Below are 15,965 nucleotides of genomic sequence, written 5' to 3'. Positions count from 1 at the left end.
TTGGAACACACAGTATGGCCGGGCGCACAGCATGCGATAAGATCGCTTATCCTGCATGTATTGCTGAATGAAACTCATGAATAATGGCTGACCTGAACGAATTGACGGCCTTTGCCGCCGTCGCCCGCCTGCGCAGTTTTCGCCAGGCGGCGCTGGAGCGTGGCGTGTCCGCCTCCGCCCTCAGCCATGCGCTGCGCGCGCTGGAAGAGCGCCTGGGCGTGCGCCTGCTGAACCGAACCACGCGCAGCGTCACGCCGACGGAGGCGGGGCAGATGCTGCTGGCGCGGCTGGCGCCGGCCATGCGCGAAATCGACGATGCCTTGCTCGACTTGAGCGCCTTGCAGGATGTGCCCGCTGGCAAGCTGCGCCTGAACGTGCCCCGTCCCGCCGCGCGGCTGCTGCTGGCGCCCATGCTGGCCAGTTTTGTGACCCGCTATCCGCGCGTGCAGGTGGAAGTGGTCACGGATGACGGCATGATCGATATCGTGCGCGACGGGTTCGACGCGGGCATCCGCTTCGGCGAACAGGTGGCGGCCGACATGATCGCCGTGCCCGTGGGCGCGCCGCAACCGTTCGTGGTGGTGGCCTCGCCCGCCTATTTGCAGGCGCATGGCGCACCAGGCACGCCGCGCGACTTGCTGGGCCACGCCTGCATAGGCCGGCGCTTTCCCAGCGGGCGCCAGTATGCGTGGGAGTTCGGGGCGGCGGGCGAGAGTGTCAGCATCGCCGTCGGCGGGCCGCTGGTGTTCGACGACGATGCGCTGATGCTGGGCGCGGCGCGCGATGGCGCGGGACTCGCGTATGTGTACGCAGCCGATGCGCACGCCGATATCGCGGCAGGGCGCCTGGTGTGCGTGCTGCAGCATTGCCTGCCGCCGCCGTCGCGCTACTTCCTGTATTACCCGAGCCGGCGGCAGATGCCGGCCGTGCTGCGCGCGTTTGTCGACCTGCTGCGCACGCCCGCGTAGTCAGGCGCTGTGCTGCGGCGCGTCTTGCTCCACCGGCCACTTGATGGTAAACAAGCTGCCGCCCGCCTTGGCGCGCGTGCAGACGGCGCCGCCGCCGTGGGCGCGGGCGATGGCCTCGACCACGGCCAGCCCCAGGCCGCTGCCCGCGCTGACGTCGTCGCGTGCGCTGTCGCCGCGGCGGAACGCTTCGAACACATGCGGCGCCAAATCCTCCGCAATGCCGGGGCCTGCGTCCTCGACGCTCAGGTAGTACTGGCCGGCCTGCACGCGCGTACGCACGCGCAGCAGGCCAGGATGGGCGTAGCGGCGTGCGTTGTCGAGCAGGGCCAGCACGATTTGCCGGATGCGCGCCGCGTCGCAGCAGACGGGATGGTCGGACAGGTGCAGTTGCAGGGTGAAGCCGGCCGCGGTCATCTCCGGCGCCAGCAGGCGGCGCACTTCCTCGATTTCCAGTGTCAGGTCGGTCCACGCCATGCGCAGCTGCATGTGGCCGCTGTCGGCCAGGCTCAGGGTGCGCAAGTCCTCGATCAGGCGGCCCAGGTCTTCCACTTGCGACAGCAGGCTGGAAAACGGCACTTCCTCGGGCTTGAAGACGCCGTCGACGACACCTTGCAAGGTGCCGCGCAGGATGGTCACGGGCGTGCGCAGCTCGTGCGCGATGGCCGCGTTCCACGTCTCGCTTTCCTTGGCCGCGCGCTGCAGGCGTTCGGCCATGCTGTTGAAATCGTCGACCAGCATGGCCGTCTCGCCCAGGCTGCGGTCGCCGGCGAAGGCGCGCGCGGACAGGTCGCCGTGGGCCACGCGGCGCACGCTGTCCATCACGGAATTGATCGGTTTCAGGATGCGCGAGGCCAGCTTGATGGCGAAGAACGCGGCCAGCAGCAGGCCGAAGATGGTGATGGCGAAGATCCACAGCCACTCGACGGTGCTGGGCGACCAGTCGTCCGGCTCGGACAGCATGCCGGGGTCGATCTTGAAGGCGATGGCAAAAAACATCCAGGATCCGATCCAGATGATCAGGATGCTGCTGACCATCAGCACGGACATCGACAGGATGATCTGCCGGTTCAGGCCCGTGAAACGCATCAGTCGCTTTCCAGGCGGTAGCCGACGCCGCGCAGGCTGGCCGGCATGTTCATCACGCCCGCTTCCTCCAGCTTCTTGCGCAGCTTGCTGACGTGGCTGTCCACCGTGCGCTCCATTGAATTGCTCTCGGGCATGCACGATTCCAGCAGTTCCAGGCGCGTGCAGACGCGGCGCGGCGTGCGCGCCAGGTGCGCCAGCAGGCGAAATTCAGTCAACGTCAGGCTGAGCATGAGAGGCTGGGCCATGCCATCGCGCAGCACGCTGGCCACATAGGTTTCCTGGTCGATCTCGATGGGGCCGCAGCGCAGGCGCTGGCCGCCCACCGGGTGGTGGCGCACGCGCGAGCGGCGCAGCACGGCGGCCACGCGGGCCACCACTTCGGCCGGATTGAAGGGTTTGATGATGTAGTCGTCCGCGCCCACGCGCAGGGCGGCCAGCTTGTCGGCATCCTGGTCGCGCGCCGTCAGCATGATGACGGGCGTTTCGCCGCGCCGCCGCACTTCCGTCAGCACGCCCCAGCCGTCGATCCTGGGCATCTGCACGTCGAGCAGCAGCAGGTCGGGCGCCAGCGCCAGGTGCTGCTGCAGCGCCTCCTGGCCATCCATCGCGAAGGCCGTGCGGTAGCCGTCGCGCTCCAGGTAGCCGGCCAGGATGCGCGCGATCTGCGGTTCATCTTCGGCGATCAGCACGAGGGCGGCGGGCGGGGTGGTGGCGAGGAACGACGGTTGGCTGGCGCTGTGGAGATAGTTCATGCGCGGAGTCTAGCATTCTTCGCTGTCTCCATCGAATCTCCACATTTCTTTGACGGAACATCCACGCAAGGCTTTTATGCTGCGCTTATCTGTCGACCGGACCGCCGGTTGGGATCTGCCATAGAGAAAGACCATGCATCCGAGCTTCTTCACCCAAAAAAATAGTTTGATCGCCGCGGCGCTGCTCAGCCTTGCCGCCTGTTCCCAACCCTCACCGGAAGAGGCGGCCACGCCGCCCGCCGCCGTCACCGTGCTCAAGCTGCAAGCGGCGCCCGTCGTGCTCAGCGACGAGTTGCCGGGCCGGGTGGCCGCCTTCCGCACGGCCGACATCCGCCCGCAAGTGGGCGGTATCGTGCTGCGCCGCCAGTTCGAGCAGGGCGCCGACGTCAAAGCGGGGCAGAAGCTGTTCCAGCTGAACCCCGCGCCATTCCAGGCGGAAGTCGATTCGGCCGCCGCCGCCCTGCAGCATGCGGTGGCCACGGCGAAGCGCGCCAGCAGCCAGGCCGACAGGTTAAAGCCGCTGGTCGAGGCGGACGCCATCAGCCGCCAGGCGTATGACGATGCCGTGGCACAGCGCGAGCAAGCCGTGGCCACCGTGGCGCAGGCGCGCGCGACCCTGGCGCGGCGCCGCCTGGACCTGGCCTTTGCCAGCGTCGAGGCGCCGATTGCCGGGCGCATCGGCTCCGAGCTGGTGACGGAAGGCGCGCTCGTGGGCATGACGGATGCGGCGCCGATGGCGCGCATCCAGCAGATCGACAAAGTGTATGTCGACGTGCGCCAGCCGGCCGCCGCATTGGCCGCGCTGCAAGCCTCGGGGACCGGCGGCGCCGACAAGCTGCCCGTCACCATCCTGGGCGCCGATGGCCAGCCGCACCCCGTCACGGGGCGCATCCTGTTCTCCGGCATCAGCATCGATGCCGGCACGGGCGACGCCACCATCCGCGTACTGGTCGACAACCCGCAGCGCCAGCTCTTGCCTGGCATGTTCGTGCGCGCCCGCATCGCCCGCGCCGTGCAGGAAAACGGCGTGCTGCTGCCGCAGCAAGCCGTCTTGCGCGGCAGCGATGGCCAGGCGCAGGCCTGGGTGCTCGATGCCCGGCACAAGGCCAGCCTGAAACCGATCAGCGTGGGCGATGTCGTCAACCACCAGTACGTGGTCAGCGGCGGCTTGCAGGCGGGCGACACCGTCGTCATCGAAGGCCAGGAACGTCTGCAGCCGGGCGCCAGCGCCGCGCCGCAGCCGTGGAAGCCGGCCGTCGTGGCAACGGCGGCTGCCGCCAAGGCCCGTTGATGCCCACCTTGAATACCTTGAAAGTTTAACGACATGCCTCAATTTTTCATCAACCGCCCCGTCTTTGCGTGGGTGGTGGCGGTCTTCATCGTCCTCTTCGGACTGATCGCCATACCGCAATTGCCGATCGCGCGCTTCCCTTCAGTGGCGCCGCCCAGCGTCAGCATCAGCGCCAATTATCCCGGCGCCACGCCGCAAACCATGAACGATTCCGTGGTCGGCCTGATCGAGCGCGAACTGTCCGGCGTCAAGCACCTGCTGTACTTCGAGTCGTCGACCGATACCTCGGGTTCGGCCTCGATCACCGTCACCTTCCAGCCGGGCACCAACCCGGAAATGGCGCAGGTGGACGTGCAGAACCGTTTGAAAGCCATCGAGCCGCGCCTGCCGCAGGCCGTGCGGCAAAACGGCTTGACGGTGGAGTCGGCGTCGTCCGGCTTCCTGATGATCGTCAGCCTGATTTCCGACACCGGCCAGCACGATGAAGTGGCGCTGGGCGATTACCTGGCGCGCAACGTGACGGAAGAGCTGCGCCGCATTCCCGGCGTGGGCAAGGTGCAGCTGTTCGGTTCCGAACGGGCCATGCGCATCTGGGTCGATCCGGCCAAGCTGGTGTCGTACAACATCGCCATGGGCGAACTGACGGCGGCCGTGGCGCAGCAAAATGCGCAGATCGCGCCCGGCCGCCTGGGCGACTCGCCGGCCGTGGAAGGCCAGCGCGTGACCATCCCGCTGACGGTGCAGGGCCAGCTGCAAACGCCGGCCGAATTTGCCGCCATCGTGCTGCGCGCGAATGCGGACGGCTCGAAAGTGACCATCGGCGACGTGGCGAAGGTGTCGCTGGGCGCGCAAAGCTTCAATTTCAGCATCCGCGAAAACGGCCAGGCCGCGTCGGGCGCCGCCATCATGCTGTCGCCCGGCGCCAACGCCGTGCAGACGGCCAGCGCCGTGCGCGCGCGCATGGCCGAACTGGCGCACACCATGCCGGCCGGGATCAAGTATTCGGTGCCGTTCGATACGGCGCCGTTCGTCAAGATCTCGATCGAAAAGGTGATCGTCACCTTGCTCGAAGCGATGGTGCTGGTGTTCCTCGTCATGTATCTGTTCCTGCAAAAGATACGCTACACCCTGATACCCGCCATCGTCGCGCCGATCGCCCTGATGGGTACATTTACCGTGATGCTGCTGGCCGGCTATTCCGTCAACGTGCTGACCATGTTCGGCATGGTGCTGGCCATCGGCATCATTGTCGATGACGCCATCGTCGTGGTGGAGGCGGTGGAACGCCTGATGGCCACCGAAGGCCTGTCGCCGAAGGAAGCGACGTCAAAAGCCATGCGCGAAATCACGGGAGCGGTAGTGGGCATCACCCTGGTGCTGACGGCCGTGTTCATTCCGATGGCGCTGGCCAGCGGTTCCGTGGGCGCCATCTACCGCCAGTTCACCCTGGCCATGGCCGTGTCGATCCTGTTCTCGGCGTTTTTGGCCTTGAGCCTGACGCCGGCCCTGTGCGCCACCATGTTGAAACCGATCGGTCCGCACGACCATGACAAGAAGGGATTCTTCCTGTGGTTCGACCGTCAGTTTGAGCGCATGACGGCGCGCTACGAAAAAGGCGTGGTGGCGATGGTCAAACGCGCGGGCCGCTCGATGGTGCTGTATGGCGCCATCGTGGCCGCGCTGGGCGTCGCTTTCATGCAGCTGCCATCGGCCTTTTTGCCGGAAGAAGACCAGGGATATTTCATCACCTCGATCCAGCTGCCGTCCGACGCCACCATGGAGCGCACGCTCGATGTCGTCAAGCTGTACGAGCAGCACGTGGCCACGCGCCCCGGCATCGAAGTGAACCAGTCTATTCTTGGTTTCAGCTTTTCCGGCGCGGGACCGAACGCTGGCCTGGCCTTCACCATGCTGAAGGACTGGAAAGAGCGCAACGGCGCCACGGCGCAGGAAGAAGTGGCGCTGGCGCAGGAAGCCATGTCGCAGGCGAAGGAGGGCGTGATCATGAGTTTGATGCCGCCCGCCATCGATGAACTGGGCAACTCGTCCGGCTTTTCCATGCGCCTGCAAGACCGCGCCAACCAGGGCATCGCTGCCTTGCAGGCGGCGCAGAACCAGCTGCTGGGCCTGGCCGCGCAAAGCAGCAAAGTGGCCGGTGTGTATCCGGACGGCTTGCCACCCGGCGCCAGCGTGCGCCTCGACATCGACCGCACCAAGGCCGAAGCGCTGGGCGTGTCGTTTACGGCCATTGCCGACATGCTGACGGCGGCCATGGGTTCGACCTATGTCAACGATTTCCCGAATGCCGGCCGCATGCAGCAGGTGATCATCCAGGCCGATGCGCCGTCGCGCATGCAGTTGAACGACGTGCTGGCACTGCGCATCCGCAACAGCGCGGGCGGCATGGTGGCGCTGGGTGAACTGGTGCGTCCCGTGTGGAGCGAATCGCCGCTGCAGCTGGTGCGCTACCAGGGCTATCCGGCGGCGCGCATTTCGGGCAGCGCGGCACCGGGCGTTTCCAGTGGCGACGCCATGCTGGAAATGGAGCGCCTGGTGAAGCAGCTGCCACCGGGTTTCGCGCTGGCGTGGACGGGCCAGTCGCTGCAGGAGAAGGAATCGGCTTCGCAAGCGCCCATGCTGATGGCGCTGTCGATGCTGGTGGTCTTCCTCGTGCTGGCGGCCCTGTATGAAAGCTGGTCGATTCCCGTGTCCGTGATGCTGGTCGTGCCTTTGGGCTTGCTGGGCGCCGTACTGGCCGTGATGTTGCGCGGCATGCCGAACGATGTGTTCTTCAAGGTGGGCATGATCACCATCATTGGCCTGTCGGCGAAGAATGCCATTTTGATCGTCGAGTATGCGCGCCAGCTGCAAGCGCAAGGCAAGGGCTTGGTCGAGGCGACGGTGGAGGCGGCCCGCTTGCGCTTGCGCCCGATCCTGATGACGTCGCTGGCGTTTGCGCTGGGCGTGGTGCCGCTGATGCTGGCCACCGGCGCCAGCGCCGAGACGCAGCACGCGATCGGCACGGGCGTGTTTGGCGGCATGATCACCGCCACCGTGCTGGCCGTGTTTTTCGTGCCCGTGTTCTTTGTCGTGGTGCTGGGCGCCGTCGACAAGGCAAGCAGCTATTTCAAGAAAAGCAGTCAAGCCGCCGCGGTGAAAGCGGTGGAAGGAGAGTTGTAATGCGTTTATTCTTTATCGCGCCCCTGGCCGCGCTGGCCTTGTCGGCGTGTTCATTGACACCGCCGCTGGTCAAGCCGGCGGCGCCTATTCCTGCCGCGTATGCGGAGGTTTCCGCGCCAGGCATGGGCGGCACTGCGGCCGACCTGGGCTGGCGCCAGATGCTGCTCGATGCGCGCCTGCAGCGCCTGGTCGATATCGCGCTGGAAAACAACCGCGACTTGCGCGTGGCGTCCCTCAACGTGGAAGCCGTGCGGGCACAGTACCAGATCCAGGATGCGGGCCGCTTTCCGGCCATCGGCGCCAATGCGGGCGGCGTGCGCCAGCGGGGCGCCGATGCGCTGACGCAGAACCAGTTCAGTGCCGGCATCGCCATGAGCGCATTCGAGATCGACCTGTTCGGCCGCCTGCGCTCGCTGTCTGACGCGGCGTTTGCCCGTTACCTGGCCACGCAGCAGGGCCAGCGCGCCGCGCACATGGCCCTGATCGGCGCCGTGGCCGACGCCTACCTGGAGCAGCGCCTGGCCGAGGAACAGCTGGCGCTGGCGCGGCAGACGCTGCTTGACTGGCGCCAGGCACTGGTCTTGACGCAGCGTTTGCACGGCGCGCAGCAGGGCAGCGGCCTGGACGTGGCGCAAGCGCAAGGGCAGGCCGCCACGGCGGAAGCGGACGTGCAGGCCCGGGAGCGGGCCAGTCTACTTTCGCGCAACAACCTGGAGTTGCTGCTCGGCGCGCCGCCGCCCGCCGATTTGCCCGCTGGACGCGCGCTCGATGGCCAGCCCGTGCTGACCCGGCTGCCGGCCGGCCTGCCGTCGGACTTGCTGGCGCGCCGGCCCGACATCCTGCAGGCGGAACATGCGCTGGTGGCAGCGAATGCGGAAATCGGCGCCGCGCGCGCTGCTTTCTTTCCGCGCCTGTCCTTGACGGCGTCGCTGGGTTTTGCCAGCCCGGAGCTCGGTGATTTGTTCCGCGGCGGCGCGCGCAGCTGGTCGTTCGCGCCGCAAGTGACGCAGCCGCTGTTCCAGGGCGGCCAGCTGCGCGCGGAGCTGCAGCTGTCGCGCCTGCGCAAGGACGTGGCCGTGCTGCAGTACGAGCAGGCCATCCAGACGGCCTTCCGCGAAGTGCGCGACGGCCTGGCGGGCAGCGCCACGTACGGCCAGCAGATCGCTGCGCAAGAACGCGTGGTGACGGCGGCGCAGCAGCGCCAGCGCCTGTCGCAGCTGCGCTACGACGCGGGCCAGGATAGCCGCCTGGAATTGCTCGACGCGCAGCGCCAGTCGTATGCGGCGCAGCAAGCGCTGCTCGACGTGCGGCGCGACCAGTTCAAGTCGGCCGTGGCGCTGTACAAGGCGCTGGGGGGCGGGCTGGAAGAGTAGGGTTAGGCGGCGGGCCTTGGCGGCGCCAGTGCCAGCGACCACGGCTCCCGTCCCGGACGCAGGGCATACGCGACCAGGGTGCCGTTGCCGCTGGAATCGGCCAGCACGGCCGCCACGCCGTGGACGGGATCGCCGGACAGGGCACGCAAGTCGCAGTTTGGCATGCCCAGGCGGCTCCACCTTGGCTGGGCGCCCGAGTCCAGCATGCACAGCTGCCCCTCGCCATAGGCGATGAAACCATCGTGGAAATTGCCCGTTACTATCTCGATGGCCAGCGGTGGCGGCGGCAGCGCCGTCCAGGCGTCGCCGCCGCGTGACAGTTTTGCTGCCGCGGCGTCGCCCACCGCCAGCATGCCATGCTGCCAGTCGCCGGCGATCAGCGTGGCCTCGCCGCGCAATGGCGGGGGCAGGGCGGCGCAGCGCTCCCATGCATTCCACTCACCATTGCCATTGGCCGACCTGTCCAGCCGGTACAGGCCGTGGTCATCGGCGGCCAGCAGCAGGTCGCCGTGATGGTGGTCGCCGGCCAGGCCGGCCATGCCGGTGCCGGCAGGCGGCCCCGCGAAGTCTTTCCAGCGCGCCTCCGGCTGGCCCAGGGCGGCGAGAAAACGGATGGCCGTGCCATGCACCAGCGTGGTGTAGCCCGCGCCATCGCCCAGCAGGCAGGCGAACGCCGTGTCGCCAGGCACGAAGCCAGGGGCCTTGGTGCAGTCCTGCCAGTACAAGTTCCGCTCGACCTGGGCCAGGCTGCGCAGCGTGCCATCGTCGCCCAGCAGGACGATGCCCTTGGCGGGACTGCCGGCGATGCGGATGTAGTTGCTCATGCGGGTATCCTTGTCGCGTATCGGTTTGCTGTATGGCTGCCATGCCAGATGTCAGATGCCAGAAGCCGGGACTGCCGTGGCAAGCAGGCGCAGGTCATCTTTATCATGCCGTAAAAGCGCCGATCGGGCGGTTGCGCGCCAGGCTCCAGCCCGTCGTGTGCCGGGCGGCGGGCTTGCCGTCAGCCTGCTGCACGCTATGGCTCCAGAGAATTTCCGTAAAGCTCAGCTTGAACTGCTCCGTCGGCATGTCGTCGGCGTGGGTTTGCAGCTCGATTTCGCTGATCAGGGCATCGCGCAGCGAGATGGTGATGATGCTGGCCGCCCTGTCGCCCGAGTGGCGGGCGATGTACAGCCTGGTTGGCTGTTCCGCGCCGGTGCCCAGCGGCTTGGCCCGCAGGCACAGGTCGTACAAGTTGACCGAGCTGCGGTCGACATATTTGACGCAGGTAAATTCCGTGATCACGGGTCGCCCCGACGTGCGTGCCAGGTTGCTGACGTCCGTCGTCATTTGCTGCTTCATGCCCTGGTGTAGCGAGACCAGCTCGATGCATGGGCCGAGGTGCTGCAGGGCGCCGCCATCGCGCCAGCTGTTGTCGACAAGGCTGCCGCCGCTGCCGCCGTCCGGCGTCTTGCCGAACACCAGTTCCCCGTTGCCGGGTTCCAGCAAGATCAAATCCATGGCGATGCTCCCTTCAAGTCAGTGTGTACGGGCCTTTTGCGCTACAGCTGGATGTGGCGCGGGCGTGGCACTTGCCAGCCCGCTTCGCCGTGGCTGTCGACAAAACAGATTTTCAGCTGCGCCATGCCTTGCGAGACAAAAAACACGCGGGCCGTGGCCTCTTGCCGGTCGCGGGTGATGTACCACACGGCGTCGCCCCGTGCCAGGCCCCGGCTGCTCACGCGGTGCACCAGCAAATCGGCATTGTCGCGTGGCACGATGGCCACCCGCACGTCGGCCTCTCCCATGGTCTCTGATTGAAATATGCGCGCCACTCGTTCATTTCCGCTTGTTGTCGTTCCTGCGACTATACACTGGAAAAGTTGCATAAACACAAGTATCAAAGATGCCGAAATAAATTTTTGCATGGCTGCATCCAAACGCGGGCATGGCGGGTAGTACAGGGGTGCGCTCGCCGCAAACGGCGGCATGAGCGTCACCTCCACTCACTCTTACAGGGGCCACGACCATGCCAACTTTGCCATCCTTGCCATTCGCCAAGCTGCTGCTTGTTTCCGCCATCGCCATGACCTTCACCGCCTGCGGCGGCGGCAGCGACCATGACGATGAAGTCGTCACGCCGCCGCCACCGCCGCCGCCCGTGGTGGTGGCCGGCGATGTCTTCGTCCTGACTACAAGCAACAAGCTGCTGTCGTTCGACCGCGCCACGCCGGCCACCATCCGCAGCACGGCCAGCGTGACGGGCTTGCAGGCCGGCGAAAACCTGCTGGGCATCGATTTCCGTCCCGCCGATGGCCAGCTGTATGGCGTCGGCAGCACGGGGCGCATCTATACCCTGAATGGCGTGACGGGCGTGGCCACCGTCAAAGCCACGCTGGCGGCCGATGCCAGCGATTCCACGGCGCCATACACGGCACTGGCCGGCACGGAATTCGGCGTCGATTTCAACCCGGTCGCCGACCGCCTGCGCATCGTCAGCAACACGGGCCAGAGCCTGCGCATCAATGTCGACACGGGTGCGACCACCACGGATGGCAATATCAACGGTGGCGCGGCCAATACGGCCATCACGGCGGCGGCCTACACCAACAGTTTTGCCGGCACGGCCAGCACCACCCTGTTCGTCATCGATGCGGCCAATGCCACCCTGTACACGCAAAATCCGCCAAATAACGGCACCCTGGCCAGCGCCGTGCCGCTGGGCGTGGCGGCCACCGGCGTGGCCGGCTTCGACATCGACGCGCGCACCAATACGGGCTACGCCGTCATGACGGTGGCCGGCGTGCGCAACCTGTACACGCTGAACCTGGCCGCGGCCACGGCACCGGCGACCCTGGTGGCGGCCATCGGCGTGACGGAGGAATTGCGCGGCATCGCCTTGAAAGGGCCTGGCGCGCCCGTCGCCTACGGCTTGACGGACGACGCCCGCATCGTCACGTTCAAGACGGCCACGCCGAATACCCTGGACGCCAACGTGGCCGTGACGGGCCTGGCGGCGGGCGAGCGCCTGCTGGGCTTTGACATCCGTCCGAAAGACGGCCTGCTGTACGGGGTATCGTCGACGGGGCGCATCGTCACCATCGATCCGGCCACTGGCGCCGCCACCGTCAAGGCGACGCTGGCCGCCGATGCGGCGGACGCCAGCGCGCCGTACACGGCCATTGCCGGCACGGCCTTTGGCGTCGATTTCAACCCCGTCGCCGACCGCCTGCGCGTGATCGGCAACACGGGGCAAAGCCTGCGCATCAATGTCGACACGGGCGCCACCACCACCGACGGTAGCGTCAACCGCGCCGGTGCAACGCCGACCGTCACGGCTGCCGCCTACAGCAACAGCTTTGCCGGCACCACGGCGACCATGCTGTTCGATATCGACACGGCCAGCGCGGCGCTCGCCCTGCAAAATCCGCCGAATGACGGCACTCTGGTGAATGTGGGTGCCCTGGGCGTGGCCGTGGCGGGCGATGTCGGCTTCGATATCGCCGGCGGCGCCAACGGCCTGGTCCTGGCGGCCCTGCGCACTTCCGCCACGGGTCCGAGCTCGCTGTACCGCATCGACCTGGCGACGGGCGCGGCGGTGCTGAGCGGTGGAGCGGCCGCGCCGGCGGCGTCCGCCATCGGCAACGGGACGGTGGGGCTGGTGGATATCGCCATCGCGCTCAAGTAAGGAAATGCGCCGCAGCTTTGCATTGATTCAATAATTCCAGTATTATGGAATTATTGTTGATATTCACAGGCTGCGGCGCATGGTGCCCGCGACGCCGCATTCACGGGCCTTTTCCTCATGCTGAGCGCTTTCCTGATCTTTCTCGCCACCTTAACCCTCGTCATCTGGCAGCCGCGCGGCCTGGGCATCGGCTGGAGCGCCGTCATCGGCGCCAGCGTGGCCTTGCTGGCCGGTGTGATCCACTGGACGGATATTCCCGTCGTCTGGCATATTGTGTGGAACGCCACCGGCACCTTCATCGCCGTGATCATCATCAGCCTGCTGCTGGACGCGGCAGGCTTCTTTGAATGGGCGGCGCTGCATGTGGCGCGCTGGGGCGGCGGCAGCGGCAGGAAACTGTTCGTGCTGCTGGTGCTGCTGGGCGCGCTCGTGTCTGCCGTGTTCGCCAATGATGGCGCGGCGCTGATACTGACGCCCATCGTCATCGCCATGCTGCGCGCCCTGAAATTTTCCGCCAGGGCCACCCTGGCCTATGTGATGGCGGCCGGCTTCATCGCCGACACGGCCAGCTTGCCGCTGGTGGTGTCGAACCTGGTGAATATCGTCTCGGCCGATTATTTCAAGATAGGCTTTGCCGAGTATGCCTCCGTGATGGCGCCCGTCAACGTGGTGGCCGTGCTGGCGACCCTGGCGGCCTTGCTGCTGTTTTTCCGCAAGGATATTCCAACCGACTATGCGTTGGCGCAGCTCAAGCCGCCCGGCGCCGCCATCCGCGACCTGGCCACTTTCCGCGCCGGCTGGCTGGTGCTGGCGCTGCTGCTGGCGGGCTTTTTCTCGCAGGAGCACCTGGGCGTGCCCATCAGCCTGATCGCCGCCGTCGGCGCCGCGCTGCTGCTGGCCGTGGCCGGCAAGGGCCAGGTGATTTCCACGCGCCACGTGCTGCGCCATGCGCCGTGGCAGATCGTCGTCTTTTCGCTGGGCATGTACCTGGTTGTCTACGGCTTGCGCAACGCGGGCTTGACGGCTTACCTGACGGGCCTGCTGAATCACTTCGCGCAGCACGGCGTGTGGGGTGCGGCCATGGGCACGGGCGTGCTGACGGCCTTGCTGTCTTCCGTAATGAACAACCTGCCGACCGTGCTTGTGGGCGCGCTGGCCATCGACCCGACGACGGCGCAGGGGGCCGTGCGCGAAGCCATGATCTATGCCAACGTCATCGGCAGCGACCTGGGACCGAAGATCACGCCCATCGGCAGCCTGGCCACCTTGCTGTGGCTGCACGTGCTCGACAGCAAGAATATCCATATTTCCTGGGGCTACTATTTCCGCGTCGGCATCGTGCTGACCGTGCCCGTGCTGCTCGTGACCCTGGGCGCGCTGGCGCTGCGCCTCGGGTGATGGCGGAGCAGGGGATAGCTTACTAGACGACCGGTCAGATTTTTTGCTATACTGGCCGCATGAGCAAAAAATCCTCCGCTGACATGCGCCAGCACCTGATCGACATCGCCAAGGCCCTGATGGCCGAGAAGGGCTATACGGCCGTGGGCCTGGCCGAACTGGTGGCGGCGGCCGGCGTGCCGAAAGGCTCGTTCTACTATTACTTCAAGTCGAAGGAAGAGTTTGGCCAAGCCTTGCTCGACGATTACTTCAGCACCTATCTGCAGACAGTCGACGCCTTGCTGGGTGGCCCGGGCAACGCCCGCGAGCGCCTGCTGGCGTATTTTGACTACTGGAGCGCGACCCAGGCCGGCAGCGCGCCGGAAGGCAAATGCCTGGTGGTCAAGCTGGGCGCCGAAGTGTGCGACCTCTCCGTGGACATGGGCGCCGTGCTGCAGCAGGGCACGGGAGCCATCCTGGCCCGCCTGACGCAGTGTATCGAAGCGGGACACCTCGACGGTTCCTTGGCGGCGCAAACGCCGGCGCGCGTGCTGGCCGAATCGCTGTACCAGCTGTGGCTGGGCGCTTCCCTGATGGTCAAGGTGGCCAGGAACGGCGGGCCGTTCGACGCGGCCATGTCGACCACGCAACAGCTGCTGGCGTAGCCGTTTTTTTTTAACTATAAACTAGACGACCGGTCAGTTATTTCCGGTTTTCTCACTGGACACGAAAGCAATACAATGAGCGAACAGCATGAAAACGATTTATTTTCTCCAGTCGGCCTCGGTGCGCTGGCCCTGGCCAACCGCATCGTCATGGCGCCGCTTACGCGCAGCCGCATGGGCGACGATGGCGTGCCGAACGCCATGCACGCCGAGTACTACGCCCAGCGGGCCAGCGCCGGCTTGATCATCAGCGAGGCGACGAATATCTCGCCGCAGGCGCGCGGCTATGCCCTGACCCCCGGCATCTGGTCCGACGAGCAGGTGGCAGGCTGGAAGCTGGTGACCGATGCCGTGCATGCGGCCGGCGGCAAGATCGTTTGCCAGCTGTGGCATGTGGGACGCTTTTCCCACGCCAGCCTGCAGCCCGATGGCGCCGCGCCAGTCGCGCCTTCCGCCATCCAGGCCGAGGGCAGCACCTACACGGCCAGCGGCATGCAGCCCGTCTCGATGCCGCGCGCGCTGGAAACGCAGGAAATCGCCGGCATCGTGGCGCAGTACGCGCATGCCGCCGCATGCGCGCTGCGCGCTGGTTTCGATGGCGTCGAGGTGCATTCGGCCAATAGCTACCTGCTTGACCAGTTCCTGCGCGATTCCACCAACCGGCGCACGGATGCGTATGGCGGCAGTATTCAAAACCGCGCGCGCCTGACGTTGGAAGTAACGCAAGCCGTAGTGGACGTGTGGGGCGCAGCAAGGGTAGGCATCCGCCTGTCTCCCGTCACGCCCGACGCGGGCAATACGCCCGTCGACAGCGACGTGATGGCCACCTATGGCTATTTGATCGGACAGTTGAACCGCCATGGCCTGGCCTATCTGCACTTTGTCGAGGGCGCCACGGCCACTTCGCGCGACGTGCCGGACGGCGTCGACCTCGATGCGTTGCGCGCGCTGTTCGAGGGCCCCTACATTGGCAACAACCAATACGACCTGCCGCTGGCGCTGGCGCGCCGCGCGCAAGGCAAGGTCGATGCCGTGGCCTTCGGCCGCCCCTTCATCGCCAACCCGGACCTCGTTGCCCGCCTGCGTCATGGCGTGCCGCTGGCCGAGGCGCCGCGTGCGGCGTATTACGGCGGCGCGCAAGGCTACACCGACTGGCCCGCCAGTCCGACCTGATTTTTTTCACCCACCCAAGGAGCGCAACATGAACACCACCACTTACGTGCAGGATTACCAGGCCATCGTCGCCGTGCTGAATCAATACAATGCGGGCGGGGCGCAGGCCGACAGCAGCATCATGCGCCCGGCCTTCAGCAGCGAGGCGACGATTTTCGGCGTCGACGGCGAAGGCAAGCTGACGGGCGGGCCCATCGAAGGCCTGTTTGAAATCATCGACAGCGCCTTCCGGCCATCGCCGCAGGCACAGGCGGCCATCGCGCGCGTCGATACGGACGACATCTCGGGCTTCCGCTTCACCGACTTTTTCAATTTGCTCAAGGTGCAGGGCGAGTGGAGCATCGTCAGCAAGATCTATCACACGCACGCGGGCGCCTGAGGCAGTGCACGGGCGCCCGATGCTGTATCGTGTGGCGTCCAATGCAAGCGG

General features: G+C 66.4%; 14 protein-coding genes. 9 read left to right on the top strand and 5 right to left on the bottom strand.

The features are described from left to right. The first annotated feature begins 83 nt into the window (after positions 1–83). Entirely contained in the window at positions 84–968 is an 885-nt protein-coding gene (locus tag ACQ4WR_RS03315) for a LysR family transcriptional regulator (RefSeq protein WP_436485290.1), read from the top strand. Here the strand turns inward: ACQ4WR_RS03315 and ACQ4WR_RS03310 are convergent, their stop codons facing one another. Both ACQ4WR_RS03310 and ACQ4WR_RS03305 read right to left on the bottom strand, forming a co-directional pair. Next, on the bottom strand, positions 969–2,054 hold the full coding sequence (locus tag ACQ4WR_RS03310) for an ATP-binding protein (RefSeq protein WP_436485288.1): 1,086 nt from the start codon (positions 2,052–2,054) through the stop codon (positions 969–971). Then, on the bottom strand, positions 2,054–2,806 hold the full coding sequence (locus ACQ4WR_RS03305) for a response regulator (protein WP_102299584.1): 753 nt from the start codon (positions 2,804–2,806) through the stop codon (positions 2,054–2,056). Before ACQ4WR_RS03305 ends, ACQ4WR_RS03310 begins: the two co-directional genes overlap by 1 nt. 133 nt (positions 2,807–2,939) lie before the next feature. Here ACQ4WR_RS03305 and ACQ4WR_RS03300 point away from each other — a divergent pair, with 133 nt between their 5' ends. From ACQ4WR_RS03300 to ACQ4WR_RS03290, 3 genes are read left to right on the top strand one after another with little or no spacing between them, the layout of a single operon-like run. Further along, a complete protein-coding gene (locus tag ACQ4WR_RS03300) occupies positions 2,940–4,097 on the top strand; it encodes an efflux RND transporter periplasmic adaptor subunit (RefSeq protein ID WP_436485286.1) in 1,158 nt (385 codons plus the stop codon). Positions 4,098–4,130: 33 nt separating this feature from the next. Next, positions 4,131–7,277 (top strand): multidrug efflux RND transporter permease subunit, encoded by a 3,147-nt coding sequence (locus tag ACQ4WR_RS03295; RefSeq protein ID WP_436485285.1) that lies wholly within the window; start codon positions 4,131–4,133, stop codon positions 7,275–7,277. After that, the gene (locus ACQ4WR_RS03290) at positions 7,277–8,650 is read left to right on the top strand and encodes an efflux transporter outer membrane subunit (protein WP_436485283.1); all 1,374 of its coding nucleotides are present in this window, start codon (positions 7,277–7,279) and stop codon (positions 8,648–8,650) included. The genes ACQ4WR_RS03295 and ACQ4WR_RS03290 overlap by 1 nt, the downstream gene beginning before the upstream one ends. A 2-nt stretch (positions 8,651–8,652) precedes the next feature. Here ACQ4WR_RS03290 and ACQ4WR_RS03285 read toward each other — a convergent pair whose 3' ends face one another. From ACQ4WR_RS03285 to ACQ4WR_RS03275, 3 genes are all read right to left on the bottom strand, one after another. Next, complete coding sequence (locus tag ACQ4WR_RS03285; RefSeq protein WP_436485281.1) at positions 8,653–9,474, bottom strand: hypothetical protein; 822 nt, start codon at positions 9,472–9,474, stop codon at positions 8,653–8,655. A gap of 103 nt (positions 9,475–9,577) precedes the next feature. Next, the gene (locus tag ACQ4WR_RS03280; RefSeq protein WP_436485279.1) at positions 9,578–10,153 is read right to left on the bottom strand and encodes an Hcp family type VI secretion system effector; all 576 of its coding nucleotides are present in this window, start codon (positions 10,151–10,153) and stop codon (positions 9,578–9,580) included. A gap of 41 nt (positions 10,154–10,194) precedes the next feature. Continuing rightward, complete coding sequence (locus ACQ4WR_RS03275) at positions 10,195–10,521, bottom strand: 7(1) septoil knot domain-containing protein (RefSeq protein ID WP_258003045.1); 327 nt, start codon at positions 10,519–10,521, stop codon at positions 10,195–10,197. Positions 10,522–10,661: 140 nt separating this feature from the next. On the opposite strand from ACQ4WR_RS03275, the gene ACQ4WR_RS03270 reads away from it, so the two are divergent. The 5 genes from ACQ4WR_RS03270 (at position 10,662) to ACQ4WR_RS03250 (ending at position 15,914) form a co-directional block, all read left to right on the top strand. Next, positions 10,662–12,320, top strand: coding sequence for a DUF4394 domain-containing protein (locus ACQ4WR_RS03270; protein ID WP_436485278.1), 1,659 nt, complete (start codon positions 10,662–10,664; stop codon positions 12,318–12,320). Positions 12,321–12,437: 117 nt separating this feature from the next. Then, positions 12,438–13,718, top strand: a complete 1,281-nt coding sequence (locus tag ACQ4WR_RS03265) for an arsenic transporter (protein ID WP_436485276.1) — start codon at positions 12,438–12,440, stop codon at positions 13,716–13,718. A gap of 59 nt (positions 13,719–13,777) precedes the next feature. Further along, complete coding sequence (locus ACQ4WR_RS03260) at positions 13,778–14,362, top strand: TetR/AcrR family transcriptional regulator (protein WP_436485274.1); 585 nt, start codon at positions 13,778–13,780, stop codon at positions 14,360–14,362. A gap of 75 nt (positions 14,363–14,437) precedes the next feature. After that, a complete protein-coding gene (locus ACQ4WR_RS03255; RefSeq protein ID WP_436485272.1) occupies positions 14,438–15,535 on the top strand; it encodes an alkene reductase in 1,098 nt (365 codons plus the stop codon). Positions 15,536–15,563: 28 nt separating this feature from the next. Further along, the gene (locus tag ACQ4WR_RS03250) at positions 15,564–15,914 is read left to right on the top strand and encodes a nuclear transport factor 2 family protein (RefSeq protein ID WP_436485271.1); all 351 of its coding nucleotides are present in this window, start codon (positions 15,564–15,566) and stop codon (positions 15,912–15,914) included. The last annotated feature ends 51 nt before the right edge of the window (positions 15,915–15,965 follow it).

Source organism: Janthinobacterium amylolyticum (assembly GCF_051380655.1).
Lineage (GTDB): Bacteria > Pseudomonadota > Gammaproteobacteria > Burkholderiales > Burkholderiaceae_D > Janthinobacterium.
Note: the sequence above shows the minus strand (reverse complement) of the source record. Positions and strands in the feature narration are given on the sequence as shown.